Origin of the sequence: Lentzea sp. NBRC 102530, assembly GCF_030269365.1 — a bacterium.
Classification (GTDB): Bacteria; Actinomycetota; Actinomycetes; order Mycobacteriales; family Pseudonocardiaceae; genus Lentzea.
On sequence record NZ_BSTF01000002.1, the window covers coordinates 81,249 to 100,927 of the forward strand.

Below are 19,679 nucleotides of genomic sequence, written 5' to 3' on the forward strand. Positions count from 1 at the left end.
CGTCCTCACCCCGCCTGCCCGCTCTAGAGGAGACGAACTCGCATGACCAACGACGAGAAGGTCCTCGGCTACCTGCGAAAGGTGACGAGCGAACTCGACGACGCCAAGCGCAGGCTGCGCGAGCTCGACCGAGATGGCCAGGAGCCCATCGCCATCGTCGGCATGGGCTGCCGGTTCCCGGGCGGGATCTCCTCACCCGACGAGCTGTTCCGGTTCGTCGAGGCGGGCGGGGACGCGATCGGCGGCATGCCGCTCGACCGCGGCTGGGACCTCACCGTGGACGACGACCAGGAGGCCGCGGGCACCTCCTACGTCGGCACCGGCGGGTTCCTGCACGACGCGGGCGAGTTCGACGCCGGCTTCTTCGGCATCTCCCCGCGCGAGGCGCTGGCGATGGACCCGCAGCAGCGGATCCTGCTGGAGACCTCGTGGGAGACGCTGGAGCACGCGGGCATCGACCCGGCCACGTTGCGCGGCAGCAAGACCGGCGTCTTCGTCGGCGCGGCCCAGTACCAGTACGGCGCCGCCGCGTCCTCCGACGAGGAGGAGGGCGCCGAGGGGTACATGCTGACCGGCAACGCGACCAGCGTCGCGTCCGGCCGCATCTCCTACTCGCTGGGCCTGGAAGGTCCCGCGGTCACCATCGACACCGCGTGCTCCTCGTCGCTGGTGGCGCTGCACCTCGCCATCCAGGCGCTGCGCAGCGGCGAGTGCTCGCTCGCGCTCGCGGGCGGTGTCGCGGTCATGGCCACGCCCGGCATGTTCGTCGAGTTCTCCCGCCAGAAGGGGCTCGCCACCGACGGCCGCTGCAAGGCGTTCTCCGAGGACGCGGACGGCACCGGCTGGGCGGAGGGCGTCGGCCTGCTGCTCGTGGAGAAGCTGTCGGACGCGCGCCGCAACGGCCACGAGGTCCTCGCCGTCGTGCGCGGCAGCGCGATCAACCAGGACGGCGCCTCCAACGGGCTGAGCGCCCCCAACGGCCTCGCTCAGGAACGCGTCATCAAGGACGCGCTGTCGAGCGGCAAGCTCACGCCGGCCGACGTGGACGTCGTCGAGGCGCACGGCACCGGCACCAAGCTCGGCGACCCGATCGAGGCGCAGGCGCTGCTCGCCACCTACGGCCGCCAGCGCGAGATCCCGTTGCTGCTGGGCTCGTTCAAGTCCAACATCGGCCACGCCCAGGCCGCCGCGGGTGTCGCGGGCATCATCAAGATGGTCATGGCCATCCGCAACGGCGTCGTGCCCAGGACGTTGCACGCGGAGAACCCGACCTCGCACGTCGACTGGTCCTCCGGCGCGGTCGAGCTGGTGACCGGCAACCGCGAGTGGCCGGAGACCGGGCGTCCGCGCCGCGCCGCCGTGTCGTCGTTCGGCATCAGCGGCACCAACGCCCACACGATCATCGAGCAGGCCCCGGCGCCGGCCGAGGTCGAGCAGGCCCAGCGCCCCGCGCTCCCGGTCGTGCCGCTGGTGCTCTCCGGCAAGACCCTGGACGCGTTGCGCGCGCAGGCCGACCGGCTCACCGCCACCGCCGCCGAGGCCGACCCGGCCGACCTGGCGTTCTCCCTGCTGGGCCGCACCCGGTTCGACCACCGCGCCGTGGTCGTCGGCGGCGACCCGGTCGCCGGGCTGCGCGGGCTGGTCGCCGACGACCCCGCCGCCGGTGTGGTCCGGGGTGTCGCGGACGTGCGCGGCAAGGTCGCGTTCGTGTTCCCCGGCCAGGGTTCGCAGTGGGCCGGCATGGCCCTGGAACTCCTGGAGACCAACGAGGTCTTCCGCGCCCGGATGGCCGAGTGCGAGCAGGCGCTGTCGTCCTACGTGGACTGGTCGCTGACCGACGTGCTGCGCCAGGCCGACGGCGCTCCGGGCTTCGACCGGGTGGACGTCGTGCAGCCCGCGACGTGGGCGGTCATGGTGTCGCTGGCACAGGTGTGGCGCTCGTTCGGCGTCACGCCCTCGACCGTGATCGGCGGCTCGCAGGGCGAGATCGCCGCCGCGTGCGTCGCGGGAGCGCTCTCACTGGACGACGCCGCCCGCGTGATCGCGTTGCGCGGCAAGGCGTTGAACGCGTTGTCCGGGGTCGGCGGCATGGTGTCGGTCCTGCTGCCGGTGGACGAGGTGCGCGAGCGCCTGACCCGGTGGGAGGGCAAGATCTCCGTCGCCACGGTGAACGGCCCGCGCGCCACCGTGGTGTCCGGCGACAACGACGCGCTGGACGAGCTGCTGGCCTCGTGCGAGGCGGACGAGGTCCGCGCCCGCCGGCTCCAGATCGACTACCCCTCGCACTCCGCCCAGGTCGAGGTCGTCCGCGACGAGATGGCCGCGGCGCTCGCGCCGGTCCGGCCGGTCGCGGCCGAGATCCCGTTCCTGTCCACGGTCACCGGTCAGCTGGTCGACGGCACCGCGCTCGACGCCGAGTACTGGTACACGAACCTGCGCGAGACGGTCGAGTTCGAGCAGGGCGTGCGCGCGCTCGTCGCGAGCGGCCACCGGTTCTTCCTGGAGATGAGCCCGCACCCGGTGCTCACCATGTCCGTGCAGGACGTCATCGACGACACCGGCACCGACGCGGTCGTGGTCGGGTCGCTGCGCCGCGACGAGGGCGGCCTGCCCCGGCTGCTCAACTCGGTGGCTCAGGCGTACGTCCGCGGCCTGCCGGTCGACTGGGCGTCGATGTTGCCGGGCGCGCGCCGGATCCCGTTGCCCACCTACGCCTTCCAGCGCCGCCGCTACTGGCTGACCGGCGACGGCACGGCCGTCGTCGACGTGACCTCCGCCGGCCTCGGCGAGGTCGACCACCCCCTGTTCGGCGCGGTGGTCGAGTTGCCCGACGACGGCGGTGTGCTGTTCACCGGCCGCATCTCGGCGAGCACCCATCCGTGGCTCGCCGACCACGTCGTGTCGGGCCTGGTCTTCGTGCCCGGCACGGCCTTCGTCGACCTCGCCGTCCGCGCGGGCGACCACGTGGGCTGCGGGGCGCTCGACGAGCTGACCCTGCGCGCCCCGCTGGTGCTCCCCGCCCACGGCGGCGTCCAGCTGCAGCTCGCCGTCGCCGAGGCCGACCAGTCCGGGCGGCGCACGTTCACCGTCTCCAGCCGCCCCGACGACGGCACGTGGACCCGCCACGCCTCCGGTGTGCTGGCCCCGGCCACCACGGCCGCCGTCGACGACCTGACCGAGTGGCCGCCCGCGAACGCCGAAGAGGTCGACCTCACCGGCTCGTACGACGCGCTCGCCGCCTCCGGCCTGCACTACGGTCCGGTGTTCCAGGGCCTGCGCGCGGTCTGGCGGGACGGCGAGACCGTCTACGCCGAGGCCGAACTGCCCGAGGGCACCGACGTCACCGGCTTCGGCCTGCACCCCGCGCTGCTCGACGCGGCGCTGCACGCCCTGGCGCACAGCGGTTTCCTCGGCGCGGAGGACGGCCCCTACCTGCCGTTCTCGTGGAACGACGTGGAACTGCTCTCCAGCGGTGCGACCTCGCTGCGGGTCCGGATGACCCGTGCCGGCACCGACGCGGTGTCGCTGCTGGTGGCGGACGGCAGCGGGCAGGCGGCCGCGGCCGTCGGATCGCTGGTGCTGCGGCCGATCTCGGCCGAGCAGCTCCGCGTCACCGCGCCGGACGCGCTGTTCCAGCTCACCTGGGTGCCCGTCGTGGCCGGTGGTGACGATGCCGGCGAGTTCGTCGTGCACCCGATCAACGGCGGCGACGGCCTGGACGCCGTGCACGCCACCACCCACTCCGTCCTGCGGACCCTGCAGGACTGGCTGTCCGAGGACCACGACGAGCGTCTGGTGCTCGTGACGACCGGCGCGGTCGCCCTGCCCGGCGAGGACGTCACCGACCTCGCCGCCGCCACGGCCCGCGGCCTGGTGCGCTCGGCGCAGTCCGAGAACCCCGGCCGGTTCGTGCTGGTCGACACCGACGGCCTGGCCTCCTCCGAGGCGGCACTGGCCACCGCGCTGGCCGCCGACGAGTCCGAACTGGTGATCCGTGACGGCGCGGTGTCCGCGCCCCGGCTCGCCAAGCCCACGTCCGTGGTCGACCGCCCGGCGCTCGACCCCGAGGGTGCCGTGCTCGTCACGGGCGGCACCGGCGTGCTGGGCGGCCTGATCGCCCAGCACCTCGTCACCGAGCACGGCGTGCGTCACCTGGTGCTGACCTCGCGCCAGGGCAACGCCGCCGCCGGAGCCCTCGACCTGGTCCGCGAGCTGACCGAACTCGGCGCGGACGCCTACGTCGTCGCCTGCGACGCGGCCGACCGGGACGCGCTTTCCGCGGTGCTGGACGGCATCCGGCAGGAACGCCCGCTCACCGGTGTCGTGCACGCCGCCGGTGTCCTGGACGACGGGGTGCTGGCGTCGCTCACGCCCGAGCGGATCGACGCCGTGCTGGCCCCCAAGGCCGACGCCGCCTGGCACCTGCACGAACTGACCTCCGGCGACGACCTCGCGCTGTTCGTCTCCTTCTCCTCGGCCGCGGGCGTGCTCGGCTCGCCCGGCCAGGGCAACTACGCCGCCGCCAACGCCTTCCTCGACGCCCTGACCGCGCACCGCCGCGCGACCGGCCGCCCCGCCACGTCGCTGGCCTGGGGCCTGTGGGAGCGCGCGAGCGGTCTGTCCGCCGCGATGGGCGCGGGCGGCCAGGAACGCCTGGCCCGCGGCGGTTTCCACGCGCTGACCGACGACGAGGGCCTGGCCCTGTTCGACGCGGCGCTGGGCACCGGCCACGAACTCCTGCTGCCCGTGCGCGTCACGCTCAGCGCGTTGCGCGCGGGCGACGGCACGGTGCCGCGCTTGTGGCGCGGCCTGGTCCGCACGCCGACCCGGCGCCGCGCCCGCGCCGCCGACGAGGCGGCCGTGGCCGGTCTGGTGGGCCGGATCATGGCGTTGCCCGCCCAGGAACGCGTCTCCGAGGTGCTGGAGATCGTCTGCGCCTACGTCGCCGCCGTGCTCGGCTACTCCTCGCCCGCCGAGGTGGCTCCGGACCGGGCGTTCAAGGAGCTCGGCTTCGACTCGCTGACCGCCGTCGAGCTGCGCAACCAGCTGGGCGCCGCGACCGGCCTGAAGCTGCCCGCCACCCTGGTGTTCGACTACCCGACCGCCGCGGTGCTGACCGAGTTCCTCTGCGGTGAACTGCTCGGCACCGCGCCCGAGGTGGTCGCCACGACCGCCCGCGCCACCACCGACGAACCGATGGCGATCGTGTCGATGGCCTGCCGCTTCCCCGGCGGCATCGGCTCGCCGGAGGACCTGTGGCGGGTGATGACCGAGGGCGTCGACGCCATCTCGCCGTTCCCGACCGACCGCGGCTGGGACATCGACCTGCTGCGCCTCGTCACGGACTCCGACGAGGGCGGTTTCCTGCACAACGCCAGCGAGTTCGACTCGTCCTTCTTCGGCATCACGCCGCGCGAGGCCCTCGCGATGGACCCCCAGCAGCGCCAGCTGCTGGAGGTGTCCTGGGAGACGTTCGAGCGCGCCGGCATCGACCCGGCGACGCTGCGCGGCAGCCGCACGGGTGTCTACACCGGACTGATGTACCACGACTACGTCAACGGACTCACCACGATCCCGGAGGAGGTGTCGGGCTACCTCAGCACCGGCAACTCCGGCAGCGTGGCGTCCGGCCGCATCTCCTACACGTTCGGCCTGGAAGGCCCCGCGGTCACCATCGACACCGCGTGCTCCTCCTCGCTGGTGGCACTGCACATGGCCGTCCGCGCGCTGCGTGCCGGCGAGTGCGACATGGCCCTGGTCGGCGGCGTCGCGGTGATGTCCACGCCCGGCGTGTTCGTCGACTTCGCGAGCCAGGGCGGCATGGCGGCCGACGGCCGCTGCAAGCCGTTCGCGGCCGCGGCCGACGGTGCGAGCTGGTCGGAGGGCGTCGGCCTGCTGCTCGTGGAGCGGCTGTCCGACGCGCGCCGCAACGGCCACCAGGTCCTCGCCGTGGTCCGCGGCACGGCGGTCAACCAGGACGGTGCGTCCAACGGCCTCACCGCCCCCAACGGCCCGTCGCAGCAGCGCGTGATCCGCCAGGCGCTCACCGACGCCGGTCTGTCCACTTCGGACGTCGACGTGGTCGAGGCGCACGGCACCGGCACGAGGCTCGGTGACCCGATCGAGGCGCAGGCGCTGCTCGCCACCTACGGCCAGGACCGCGAGACCCCGCTGCTGCTGGGCGCGCTCAAGTCGAACCTCGGCCACACGCAGGCCGCCGCGGGTGCCGCGGGCGTCATCAAGATGGTGCTCGCGATGCAGCACGGCGTGCTGCCCAAGACGCTGCACACCGACGCGCCGACGCCGCACGTCGACTGGACCGCCGGCTCCGTCGAGCTGCTCACCGAGCAGCGGGACTGGCCGGAGACCGGCCGTCCGCGCCGCGCCGGTGTGTCGTCCTTCGGCATCGGCGGCACCAACGCGCACACGATCATCGAGCAGGCGCCCGCCGAGAAGACCACCGCCGCACCCCGCGTCGCGCCGCCGGTCACCCCAGTGGTGCTGTCGGCCAGGTCGGCCGAGGCGTTGCGCGACCAGGCCGCGAACCTGGCGGCCCTGACCGGCGTCGACCTGACGGACCTCGCGTTCTCCGCCGCCACCACCCGCGCGCACCTGGAGCACCGCGCCGTCGTGGTCGCCACGGACCACGCCGAACTCCTCGACGGCCTGCGCGACCTGGCGATCCGGGACGCAGTCGTGCCCGGCAGGCTCGCGTTCCTCTTCACGGGGCAGGGCAGCCAGCGGGCCGGCATGGGCCGCGAGCTGCACGCCGCTTACCCGGTGTTCGCCAAGGCGTACGACGAGGTCGCCGCTCTGGTGGACATCCAGGACGACCAGCTGGACCGCACGGAGTTCGCGCAGCCCGCGATCTTCGCGCTGGAAGTCGCGCTGTACCGGCTCGTCGAGTCGTGGGGCGTCAAGCCGGACTTCCTGGCCGGTCACTCCATCGGCGAGATCGCCGCGGCCCACGTCTCCGGCGTGCTGTCGCTCGAAGACGCCGCCACGTTGATCAACGCCCGCGCCCGGCTCATGCAGGCGCTGCCCGAGGGCGGCGTGATGGTGGCTTTGCAGGCCACCGAGGACGAGGTCACACCGCACCTCACCGACGTCGTGTCGATCGCCGCGATCAACGGGCCGTCGTCCGTGGTGGTCGCGGGTGAGGAAGGGGCCGTGCGGCAGGTCGTCGCGCGCTTCCCGGACCGCAAGTCCAAGCAGCTCAACGTCTCCCACGCGTTCCACTCGCCACTCATGGACCCGATGCTGGACGACTTCCGCGCGGTGGTCTCGCAGCTGGCGTTCCACGAGCCCAAGATCTCGATGCCCGGTGACGTGACGAACCCGGAGTACTGGGTGAGCCACGTCCGCGGCACCGTCCGGTTCGCCGACGCCGTCACCACCCTGGAAGCCCAGGGCGTGCGGACGTTCCTGGAGATCGGCCCCGACGGCGTGCTGACCGCGATGGCCGCGGACAGCGTCAAGGACGCGAAGCTGATCGCGGGTCTGCGCAGGGACCGCCCGGAGGCCAAGGCGATCGTGACCGCGCTCGGCGCGCTGCACGCCCGTGGCGTCCGCGTCGACTGGGCCGGGTTCTTCGCCGGTACCGGCGCCCGCCGCGTCGACCTGCCCACCTACGCGTTCCAGCACCAGCAGTACTGGCTGGAACGGCCGGTCGTGGCCGCCGGGGTCGACGACCTCGAAGCCCGGTTCTGGGAGACCGTCGACCGCGAGGACCTGGAGTCGTTCGCGAAGTCGTTGTCTCTGCCCGTCGACGAGGTCGGCGGGATCGTCCCGGCCCTCGCGCAGTGGCGCAGGAGCCGTCGCGCAGAGTCCACTGTGGAGGGCTGGCGCTACCGGATCGAGTGGCGGCACGTCCAGACCGGGACCGCCACCGCCACCGGTCGCTGGCTCGTCGTCGGGCCGCGCGAACTCGCCCTTCCTGGCGTCGAGATCGTCCGCGTCGAGGCCTCTGCCGACCGCGCGGAATCGAGGACCAGGCTGGAGTCCGCCGGCGCGATCGACGGCGTGCTCTCCACCAGCACGGACGTCGCCGAGGTGCTCGCCCTGGTGCAGGCGCACGCCGACGCCGGGCTCACCGCACCGCTGTGGTGCACGACCCGCGGCGCCGTCGCGACCGGTCGTGCGGACGCGGTCGCGGCACCGGACCAGGCCACCATCTGGGGCCTCGGCATGGTCGCCGGACTGGAGCACCCGGACCGCTGGGGCGGTCTGGTCGACCTTCCCGAGGAGCTCGACCAGCGCGGGTACGAGCGGCTGGCCGCCGTGCTCGCCGGCACCGAGGACCAGGTCGCCCTGCGCGGCACCGGCGTCTTCGCCCGCCGCCTCGCCCACGCCGGAATCGCGGACGCCGCAGGCGGCTTCGCACCGCGCGGCACCGTGCTCGTCACCGGCGGCACCGGTGCGCTCGGCGCACGGGTCGCCCACTGGCTCGCCGAGGCGGGCGCGGAGCACCTGGTGCTCACGTCCCGCCGCGGTCCGGACGCGCCCGGCGCCGCCGACCTGGCCGCCGCGCTCGAACAGCGCGGTGTCCGGGTCACGCTCGCCGCGTGCGACGTGGCCGACCGCGACTCCGTGGCCGCCCTCGTGGCGCAGTACCCGCCCGACGCCGTCATCCACGCCGCGGGCGCCGAACACTTCACGCCGATCGCCGAGTACGACCAGGCGGACTTCGCGACCCTGCTGGCCCCCAAGGTCGACGGCGCGAGGCACCTCGACGAGCTCGTCGGCGAGGTCGACGCGTTCGTGCTGTTCTCCTCGATCGCCGGCACGTGGGGCAGTGGCGGCCAGTCCGCCTACGCCGCCGCGAACGCCTACCTCGATGCCCTCGCGTCGGCCCGCCGCGCCCGCGGCCTGACCGCGCTGTCGGTCGGCTGGGGTGCCTGGGCGGACGGCGGTATGGCCGACGGCGAGGCGGGGGAGCAGCTGCGCCGCCGCGGCGTCACGCCGATGAACCCGGACTCCGCGCTGACCGCGTTGCGCCAGGCGATCCGGCACGACGACACCGCCGTCGCCGTCGCGGACATCGACTGGGCCAAGTTCGGCCAGATCTTCACGACGCTGCGCCCCAGCCCGCTGATCAGCGACCTGCCCGAGGTCCAGGCGGCCCTCACCCAGGACGCGCCGGCCGAGGTGGCGCAGAACTCCGCGTTCGCCGGACTGTCCGCCCAGGACAGGGCGCGCGCCCTGCTGGAGCTCGTGCGCACCCAGGCCGCTCTGGTCTGCGGTTACGCCTCCGCCGACGACGTGTCGAGCACCCGCTCGTTCCGCGAGCTGGGCTTCGACTCGCTGACCGCGGTGGAACTGCGCAACCGGCTCACCGCCGAGACGGGCCTGGCGCTGCCCGCCACGCTCGCCTTCGACTACCCGAGCCCGGCCGCGCTCGCCGAGTACCTCGACGGGGAACTGGGCGGCGCGAGCACGAGCCGCGCGGTCGTCACGGCCAACACCCCGGTGGACGACGAACCGATCGCGATCGTCGCGATGTCCTGCCGCTTCCCCGGCGGGGTCACCACGCCCGAGCAGCTCTGGCAGCTCGTCGACGAGGGCCGCGACGCGATCTCGCCGTTCCCGGCCGACCGCGGCTGGGACGCGGGCGCCCTGTTCGACGCCGACCCGGACAGCAAGGGTTCGTCCTACGTCGTCGAAGGCGGCTTCCTGGACGGCATCAGCAAGTTCGACCCGACGTTCTTCGGCATCTCGCCGCGTGAGGCCCTCGCGATGGACCCGCAGCAGCGGCTGCTGCTGGAGACCTCCTGGGAGGCCTTCGAACGCGCGGGCATCGACCCCACCTCGTTGCGCGGCGAGCAGATCGGCGTCTTCGCCGGCACCGCGCACCAGGACTACTCCGCGCTGCTCGTCGCGGGCGGCGACAACGTCGAGGGCTACCTCGGCACCGGCAACATCACCAGCGTCCACTCCGGCCGCGTCGCCTACACGTTCGGGCTGGAGGGCCCGGCCGTCACGGTCGACACCGCGTGCTCGTCGTCGTTGGTGGCACTGCACCTCGCGGCCCAGGCGCTGCGCAGCGGCGAGTGCACGATGGCGCTGGCCGGCGGTGTGACGATCATGTCCACGCCCGGCACGTTCATCGAGTTCTCCCGCCAGCGCGGCCTCGCCACCGACGGCCGCTGCAAGGCGTTCGCGGAGTCCGCGGACGGCACCGGCTGGGGCGAGGGCGTCGGCATGCTGCTCGTCGAGCGGCTCTCGGACGCCCAGCGCAACGGCCACCAGGTCCTCGCCGTGGTCCGCGGTTCCGCGATCAACCAGGACGGCGCCTCGAACGGCCTGACCGCCCCGAACGGCCCGGCGCAGCAACGCGTGATCCGCCAGGCGCTGGCGAACGCCGGTCTGTCCACTTCGGACGTCGACGTGGTCGAGGCGCACGGCACGGGCACCGTCCTCGGCGACCCGATCGAGGCGCAGGCCGTGCTCGCCACCTACGGCCAGGACCGCGAGATCCCGCTGCTGCTCGGCTCGCTGAAGTCCAACATCGGCCACGCCCAGTCGGCGGCCGGTGTCGGCGGCATCATCAAGATGGTCATGGCGATCCGGCACGGCGTCGCCCCCAAGACGCTGCACGTCGACACGCCCACCCCCAAGGTCGACTGGACCTCCGGCGCGGTGGAGCTGCTGACCGAGGCCCGCGACTGGCCGGAGACCGGCCGTCCGCGCCGCGCCGCCGTGTCGTCGTTCGGCATCAGCGGCACCAACGCCCACACGATCATCGAGCAGGCTCCGGCGGCCGAGGTCGAGCAGACCGAACGGGCCTCCTCGCCGGTGCTGCCGGTGGTGCTGTCGGCGAAGACCCCGCAGGCGTTGGCGGCGCAGGCCGAACGGCTGCTCGGCCACCTCGAGCACACCGTGGCCGACCTGACCGACCTCGCGTTCTCCGCGGCCACCACCCGCGCCCGGCTGGAGCACGGCGCCGCCGTGGTCGGCACCGGCCGCGACGACCTCGTGCGCGGCCTGACCGCGCTGGCCGGCGGCACCCAGGACGCGAACCTGGTGCGCGGCGAGGCGACCGAGGGCAGGCTGGCCGTGCTGTTCACCGGCCAGGGCAGCCAGCGGCTCGGCATGGGACGCGAGCTCTACGACGCGTTCCCGGTGTACGCCGAGGCTTTTGACGAGGTCGCGGCGTTGGTGGACGTGCGGGACGAGGAGCTGGACCGCACGGAGTTCACGCAGCCGGCGATCTTCGCGCTGGAGGTGGCGCTGTACCGGCTCGTCGAGTCGTGGGGTGTGCGACCGGACTTCCTGGCGGGCCACTCGATCGGTGAGATCGCTGCCGCGCACGTCTCCGGCGTGCTGTCGCTGGAAGACGCGGCGACGTTGATCAGTGCACGGGCGCGGCTGATGCAGGCGTTGCCCGAGGGTGGCGCGATGGTCGCGTTGCAGGCGACCGAGGACGAGGTCACGCCCCACCTGTCCGATCTGGTGTCGCTGGCCGCCGTCAACGGACCTTCGTCCGTCGTGGTCGCCGGTGAGGAAGCCGCTGTGCAGCAGGTGATCGCGCAGTTCCCGGACCGGAAGTCGAAGCGTCTGGCCGTGTCGCACGCGTTCCACTCGCCGTTGATGGACCCGATGCTGGACGACTTCCGCGCCGTGGTCTCGAAGCTGACGTTCAGCGAGCCCCGGATCGGGATGCTCGGCGACGTCACCAACCCCGAGCACTGGGTCCGCCACGTCCGGGAGGCCGTGCGGTTCGCGGCCACCGTGCAGGACCTCGAAAGCCGTGGTGTCACGACGTTCCTGGAGCTGGGCCCGGACGCGGTGCTGACCGCGATGGGCGCCGAGAGCGTCACCGGCGCCGTCCTGGTGCCCGCGCTGCGCGCCGACCGTCCCGAGGCGACGGCGCTCGTCAAGGCCGTCGGCTCCCTGCACGTGCGGGGCGTCGCGATCGACTGGCCCGCGTTCTTCGCCGGCTCCGGCGCCCGCCGCGTCGAGCTGCCGACCTACGCCTTCCAGCACGAGAGCTTCTGGCCGAGCCCCGCTCAGGGCTGGGCCGACGTCACGGCCATCGGCCTGCGCGAGGTCGGTCACCCGATGCTCGGCGCGGCCCTGTCGCTCGCGGAGGGGGACGGCCTCGTCCTCACCGGCCGCCTGTCGACGGACACCCAGCCGTGGCTCGCCGACCACGTCGTGCTCGGCTCCGTCCTGGTGCCCGGCACCGCGTTCGTCGAACTCGCCCTGCACGCGGGGGAGCAGGTCGGCTGCGACCTGCTCGAGGAGCTCACCCTCGAAGCACCGCTGGCGATCGACGGCGACGTCGCGATCCAGCTCACCGTCGGCGCGGCCGACGAGCACGGCCGCCGGTCGCTGCAGGTGCACTCCAGCGTCGCCGACGGCCCGTGGACCCGGCACGCGAGCGGCTCGCTCGCCACCGGCGACGGCGCGCGGACCAGCCTCACCGAGTGGCCGCCCGCCGGGGAACCCGTCGACCTGACCGGCTTCTACGAGTCGATGGCCGACTCGGGCTACGGCTACGGCCCGGCGTTCCAGGGCCTGACGGGCGTCTGGGTCGCGGGCGACGAGGTGTACGCGGAGGTCGCGCTGCCCGCCGAGGGCACCGGCTTCGACCTGCACCCGGCCCTGCTCGACGCCGCGCTGCACGCCACCCGGTTCGGCGGCCTGCTGCCCGGCGGCGACAAGGCGCGCATCCCGTTCGCCTGGTCCGGCGTCTCGCTGCACGCGGTCGGCGCCACCGCCCTGCGGGTCAAGCTGACGCGCGGCCGGGGCGAGGGCATCACCCTCGCCGTGGCCGACCAGACCGGCGCCCCGGTCGCGCACGTCGAGTCGCTGGTGCTGCGCGAGGTGTCCGCCGAGGCGGTGAACACCCAGTCGCACCACGACTCGCTGTTCCGCGTCGACTGGCGGACGGTGTCGCTCGGCGACGCCGAGGCGTCGTTCTCCGAGGTGTCCGTCGAGGACGTCCAGTCGCTCACCGACGTGCCGGACTTCGTTCTGACGCGGCCCGCCGACGCGCGGCAGGCGCTCGCCCTGGCGCAGACCTGGCTCGCGGACGACCGCTTCGCCGAGAGCCGGCTGGTGTTCGCCACCACCGGCGCCGTCGCCACGACGGCCGGTGAGGACGTCACCGACCTGAACGCCTCCGCGGTGTGGGGCCTGATCCGTTCCGCCCAGACCGAGAACCCCGACCGGTTCGTGCTCGCCGACCTCGACGGCACGGACTCGTCGCAGATCGCGTTGCCGGCCGCTCTGGCCGGTGGCGCGCCGCAGCTGGCGTTGCGTGCCGGGACCGTCTCCGTGCCGCGCCTGGCCCGGGTCACCGAGCCCGCCGGGGAACGGCGCGAGCTCGACCCGGCCGGCACCGTCCTGATCACCGGCGCCACCGGCGCCCTGGGCGGCCTCGTCGCCAAGCACCTGGTGACCGAGCACGGCGTCACGAACCTGCTGCTCGTCAGCAGGCGCGGCGTGGACGCGCCCGGCGCCACCGAGCTGGCCACCGAACTGCTCGAACTCGGTGCCACGCCGACGTTCGCGGCCTGCGACGTCGCCGACCGCGCCGCCGTCGAGCAGCTCCTCGCGGCCGTGCCCGCCGAGCACCCGCTCACCGGTGTCGTGCACACCGCGGGTGTCCTGGACGACGGCACGTTCGAATCGCTCACCCCCGAGCGGCTGGACGCGGTGGCCCTGCCCAAGGCCGAGGCCGCCCGCCACCTGCACGAGCTGACCGGCGACCTGGCGATGTTCGTGCTGTTCTCCTCGCTCTCCGGCACCTACGGCACGGCGGGCCAGGCGAACTACGCCGCCGCCAACGCCTACCTCGACGGCCTCGCCCAGCACCGCCGGGCCCACGGCCTCGAAGCCACCTCACTGGCCTGGGGCCTGTGGCAGACCGACACCGGCATGGCCACCGACCGCGCCGGGAGGGGCGGCATCGGCACGCTGTCCACCGTGGACGGCCTGGCGCTGTTCGACGCCGCACTGGCCACCGGCGAGGCCTGCCTCGTGCCGGTGAACCTGGACCTCGCGGTGCTGCGCACCTACCCGGCGGTGCCGGTGATCCTGCAAGGTCTCGTCCGCCCGGCCCGCCGGGCCGCGCGGGCCGCCGACTCCGCCGCCCGCCTCGGCCTCGCCGAGCTGGCAGGGCCTCAGCGCGCCGAGGCCGTGCTGGAGCTGGTCCGCACGCAGGTCGCGGCCGTGCTCGGCTACGACTCGCCGGACGCCGTGCCTGCCGCCAGGGCGTTCAAGGAACTGGGCTTCGACTCGCTCACCGCGGTCGAGCTCCGCAACGGCCTCAACGCCGTCACCGGGATGCGCCTGCCCGCCACGCTGGTCTTCGACTACCCGAACGCCGCCGTGCTGGCCGACCACCTCGTCGCCGAGATGTTCGGCGCCGACGACACCCCGGCCGTCGAGGTCCGCGCGGCCAAGGTCGTCGACGACGAGCCCATCGCGATCGTCGCGATGAGCTGCCGCTACCCCGGTGGCGTGCGCACCCCGGAACAGCTGTGGGACCTGGTGGTCGCCGGTCGCGACGGCATCTCGCCGTTCCCGGCCGACCGCGGCTGGGACCTGGAGAACCTGTTCGACGACGACGCGGACGTCCCCGGCACGACCTACGCCCGCGAAGGCGGCTTCCTGCACGACGCCGCGCAGTTCGACCCGGCGTTCTTCGGGATGGGCCCGCGTGAGGCGATCGCCACCGACCCCCAGCAGCGACTGCTGCTGGAGACCGCGTGGGAGACGTTCGAACGGGCGGGCATCGACCCGACCGCCGTGCGCGGCAGCAAGACCGGTGTCTTCGCCGGCGTCATGTACTACGACTACGCGTCGCGCCTCACCATGATCCCGGCCGAGGTCGAGGGCTTCGTCGGCACCGGCAACTCCGCCAGCGTCGTCTCCGGCCGCGTCGCCTACACGTTCGGGCTGGAGGGCCCGGCCGTCACGGTCGACACGGCGTGCTCGTCGTCGTTGGTGGCCCTGCACCTCGCGGTGCAGGCGCTGCGCAGCGGGGAGTGCGACCTGGCCCTGGCCGGTGGCGTCACGGTGATGCCGTCGCCCGGCACGTTCACCTCGTTCGCCCGTCAGCGCGGCCTGGCCGCCGACGGCCGGGTCAAGTCGTTCGCCGCGGGCGCCGACGGCACGGCCTGGGGCGAGGGCGCCGGCCTGCTGCTCGTCGAGCGCCTGTCCGACGCCCGCCGCAACGGCCACCCGGTGCTCGCCATCGTGCGCGGCACCGCCGTGAACCAGGACGGCGCCTCCAACGGCCTCACCGCCCCCAACGGTCCCTCGCAGCAGCGGGTGATCCGCCAGGCGCTGGCCAACGCGCGGCTCGGAGCGTCCGATGTGGACGTCGTCGAGGCGCACGGCACCGGCACCACGCTGGGCGACCCGATCGAGGCGCAGGCCCTGCTGGCCACCTACGGCCGGGAACGTGCGGGCGACGAGCCGCTGTGGCTCGGCTCGATCAAGTCCAACATCGGCCACACCCAGGCCGCCGCGGGTGTCGCGGGCGTGATCAAGATGGTCGAGGCGATGCGCCACGGCGTGCTGCCGAAGACCCTCAACGTCGACGCGCCGTCCCCGCACATCGACTGGACCGCGGGCGAGGTCGAGCTGCTGACCGAGCCGCGCGACTGGCCGGAGACCGGCCGTCCGCGCCGTGCCGCCGTCTCGTCGTTCGGCATCAGCGGCACCAACGCCCACGCGATCATCGAGCAGGCCCCCGCCGAGGCCGCCCCGGCCGTCCCGGCGATCACCGAGCAGGTGGTCCCGGTGCTGCTGTCGGCCCGCGGCGAGGAAGCCCTGAAGGCGCAGGCGGCCCAGCTGCACGCGCACATCACGGCGAACCCGGACTTCGACCTGGTCGAGGCCGCCGCAACCCTGGCCACGCGCCGTGCGGCGCTGGAGCACCGCGCGGCCGTCGTCGCCGGGTCCCAGGCCGAGCTGCTGGACAAGCTGAGCGCCTTCGACGCGAGCACCGGCACCTCCGACAACGCGGGCAAGGTGGCGTTCCTGTTCACCGGTCAGGGCAGCCAGCGGCTCGGCATGGGCCGCGAGCTCTACGACGCCTTCCCGGTGTTCGCCCAGGCCTTCGACGCGGTGTGCGACCGGTTCTCCGAGCCGGTGCGCGACGTCGTGTTCGGCACCGACGCGGAAGCGCTGGACCAGACCGGGATGACGCAGCCCGCGTTGTTCGCCGTCGAGGTGGCGCTCTTCCGGCTCCTCGAGAGCTGGGGGGTGCACGCCGACCACGTGGCGGGCCACTCGATCGGTGAGCTCGCCGCCGCGCACGTCGCCGGGGTGCTCTCGCTGGACGACGCGACGACGCTCGTCGCCGCCCGCGGCCGGCTCATGCAGGCGCTGCCGCCCGGCGGCCTGATGATCTCCATCCGTGCGGCCGAGTCCGACGTGGCGCCGCTGCTGACCGAGGGCGTCTCGATCGCCGCCGTCAACGGGCCGCGGTCCGTGGTCGTCGCCGGCGACGAGGACGCGGTCCTCTCCGTGGCGGGACAGCTCTCGGAGCAGGGCTTCAAGACCAAGCGGCTGCGGGTGTCGCACGCGTTCCACTCGCCGCTGATGGACCCGATGCTGGACGAGTTCCGCCAGGTCGCCGAAGGCCTGACCTACTCGGCGCCGCGGATCCCGATGGCGGGGGAGGTGACGTCCCCGGAGCACTGGGTCCGCCACGTCCGCGACGCCGTCCGGTTCGCCGACGCGCTCACCGCGCTGACCGGTCTTGGGGTGACGACCTTCGTCGAGGTCGGCCCGGACGGGGTGCTCACCGCGATGGCCGCCGAGGCCGACGTGACCGCGGTGCCGGTGCTGCGCAGGGACCGCGCCGAGGTCGCCACGCTCACCGCGGCGATCGGCGAGCTGCACGTCCGCGGCATCTCCGTGGACTGGCGGGCGTTCTTCGCCGGACGCGCCACCCGTCAGGCCGAGCTGCCCACCTACGCGTTCCAGACCTCCCGCTACTGGCTGGAGGACGCGGCCGTCGCGGTCGACGTCTCGTCCGCCGGACTGGACTCGGCCGGCCACCCGCTGCTCGGCGCGGCCGTGCCGCTGGTGGACTCCGACGGCTTCCTGTTCACCGGCAGGCTCTCCCTGGAGACCCACCCGTGGCTCGCCGAGCACGAGGTCCACGACGTGGTCCTGTTGCCCGGCACGGCCTTCGTGGAACTCGCACTGCACGCCGGTGAGCAGGTCGGCTGCGGCACGCTGGACGAGCTGACGCTGCAGGCGCCGCTGGTGCTGCCGCGCACCGGGTCGGTCCAGCTGCAGGTCGTGGTCGGCGCGCCGGAGTCCGGCGTGCGACCGGTCGCGGTGCACAGCCGCGTCGGCGAAGAGCCGTGGACGCGGCACGCCGTCGGCGCGCTGACGGAGTCGCAGGACGCGGGCTTCGAGCTGACCCAGTGGCCGCCGGCCGGCGCCGAGCAGATCGACGTGACGGGGACCTACGACGGGTTCGCGGACGCCGGGTTCGGCTACGGGCCGTTGTTCCAGGGCCTCACCGCGGCCTGGCGCAGCGGTGACGAGGTGTTCGCCGAGGTGTCGCTGCCCGGCACGGTGGACACCGACGGCTACGGCCTCCACCCGGCCCTGCTGGACGCCACGCTGCACGCCATCGGCGCGGGCGGCCTGCTCTCCGGCGGCGCGCTCCTGCCGTTCGCCTGGGGCGGGGTCCGGCTGCACTCCACGGGCGCGAAGTCGGTGCGGGTCAGGCTGACCGCGACCGGTGAGTCCGTGGCCCTCCAGCTCGCCGACGGCACCGGTGCTCCGGTGGCGTCGGTGGACTCCCTTGCCCTGCGGGCGATCTCGGCCGAGCAGCTCACCGGTTCCGCCGGGAACGTCGAGTCGCTGTACCGGGTCGAGTGGACCCCGGTCACGCCCGGCACGCCGGAGCCCGGTGTGCAGTACGCCGTGCTCGGCAACGACGAGCTCAAGGTGGGTGCCGGCCTCGAAGCCGCAGGCGTGCACCTGGTGCCCGCCGCCGACGCCGACGTCGTCTTCGTGTCCTGCACGACGGCCCAGGACGGATCGGTCCGCGCGGTCACGGCGGGGGTGCTCGACCTGCTCCGCACGTGGCTGACCGAGGAGCACGACTCGCACCTGGTGCTGGTCACCCGCAACGCGGTCGCGGTCGGGGCCGGTGACGACGTCGCCGACCTGGCCGGTGCCGCCGCGCGTGGCCTGGTCCGCTCGGCGCAGGCCGAGAACCCCGGCCGGTTCGTCCTCGTCGACCTGGACGAGGCGGACAGCTCCTACCAGGCGTTGACCGCCGCACTGGCCGCCGGCGAGCAGGAACTGGCGCTGCGCGACGGTGCCGCGTTCACCCCGAGGCTCGCCAGGGCGGCCGCGCCGGAGCAGCCGGCCGTGCTCGACCCGGACGGGACCGTGCTCGTCACGGGTGCCACGGGCACGCTCGGAGGGCTGGTGGCCGAGCACCTCGTCACCCGGCACGGGGTGCGCCACCTGGTCCTCACCAGCAGGCGCGGCCTGGCCGCGCCCGGTGCGGAGGACCTGCGCGACCGGCTGGTGGCGAGCGGTGCCGCGGTGGACTTCGTCGCCTGCGACGTCGCCGACCGCGCCGCCGTGGCCGGGCTGCTGGCCGCGGTGCCGGCCGAGCACCCGCTGACCGCCGTCGTGCACACCGCCGGTGTGCTGGACGACGGCACGATCGCCTCGCTCACCGCCGACCAGTTCGACCGCGTGCTGCGGCCGAAGGCCGACGCCGCGCAGGTGTTGCACGAGCTGACCCGCGACCTGGACCTCACCGCGTTCGTCCTGTTCTCCTCGACCGGTGGTGTCTTCGGCGCCGCGGGCCAGGGCAACTACGCCGCGGCGAACGCCTACCTGGACGCCCTGGCCCAGCACCGGAAGTCGGCCGGACTGGCCGCGACCTCGGTCGCGTGGGGGCTGTGGGCCAGCTCGGGCGGCATGGACGCCGACCTCACCGAGGCCGACCTCCAGCGCATGGCCCGTGCCGGCGTCGCGCCGCTGACCCCGGCGGAAGGCCTGGGGCTGTTCGACATCGCGCTCGGCCACGACCTCGCCGGGCTGGTGCCGATCAACCTCGACACCGCCGTCCTGCGCACGCAGGCCGCGGCCGGGACGCTCGCACCGCTGCTGCGCGGCCTGGTCCGCGTGCCCGCCCGCCGGGCCACCGAAGCGGTCAGCGAGGCATCGGCGGCGGGCAAGCTCGCCGGACTGACCGGTGCGGACCGCGACAAGGCCCTGCTCGACCTGGTCCGCGGCCACGCCGCCGCGGTGCTCGGCTACGACTCCCACACGGCGGTCGAACCCGGCAGGGGCTTCCTGGAGCTGGGCTTCGACTCGCTCACCGCCGTCGAGTTCCGCAACCAGGTCAGCGCCGCGATCGGGGTGCGCCTGCCGGCCACGCTGATCTTCGACTACCCGTCACCGAACGCACTCGCCCAGCACCTCGGCACGGTCGTGCCCGCCGAGGACGTGGCTTCGCCGGTGCACACCGAACTGGACCGGCTGGCCGCCGCGCTCGCGACGGCCGCGCCGGACGAGACCGAACGGCGGCACGTGGCCGAGAGGCTGCGTTCCCTGCTCGCCGAGTGGGACTCGGGGGCTTCCGCGGAAGTGACCGAGGACGACCTGGCCTCCGTGACCGCCGACGAGCTCTTCGACCTGCTCGACAACGAGCTGTCATGACCCACGTGACCGAT

1 protein-coding gene is annotated in these 19,679 nt (G+C 73.9%); it reads left to right on the forward strand.

The features are described from left to right. Window positions 1-42 precede the first annotated feature (42 nt). Window positions 43-19,665, forward strand: coding sequence for a type I polyketide synthase (locus QSK25_RS04165; RefSeq protein WP_285633070.1), 19,623 nt, complete (start codon window positions 43-45; stop codon window positions 19,663-19,665). The last annotated feature ends 14 nt before the right edge of the window (window positions 19,666-19,679 follow it).

What these genes read in the sequence shown, in the direction of transcription:
- QSK25_RS04165 (WP_285633070.1), top strand. Translation starts at nt 43, where the DNA reads ATGACCAACGACGAGAAGGTCCTCGGCTACCTGCGAAAGGTGACGAGC.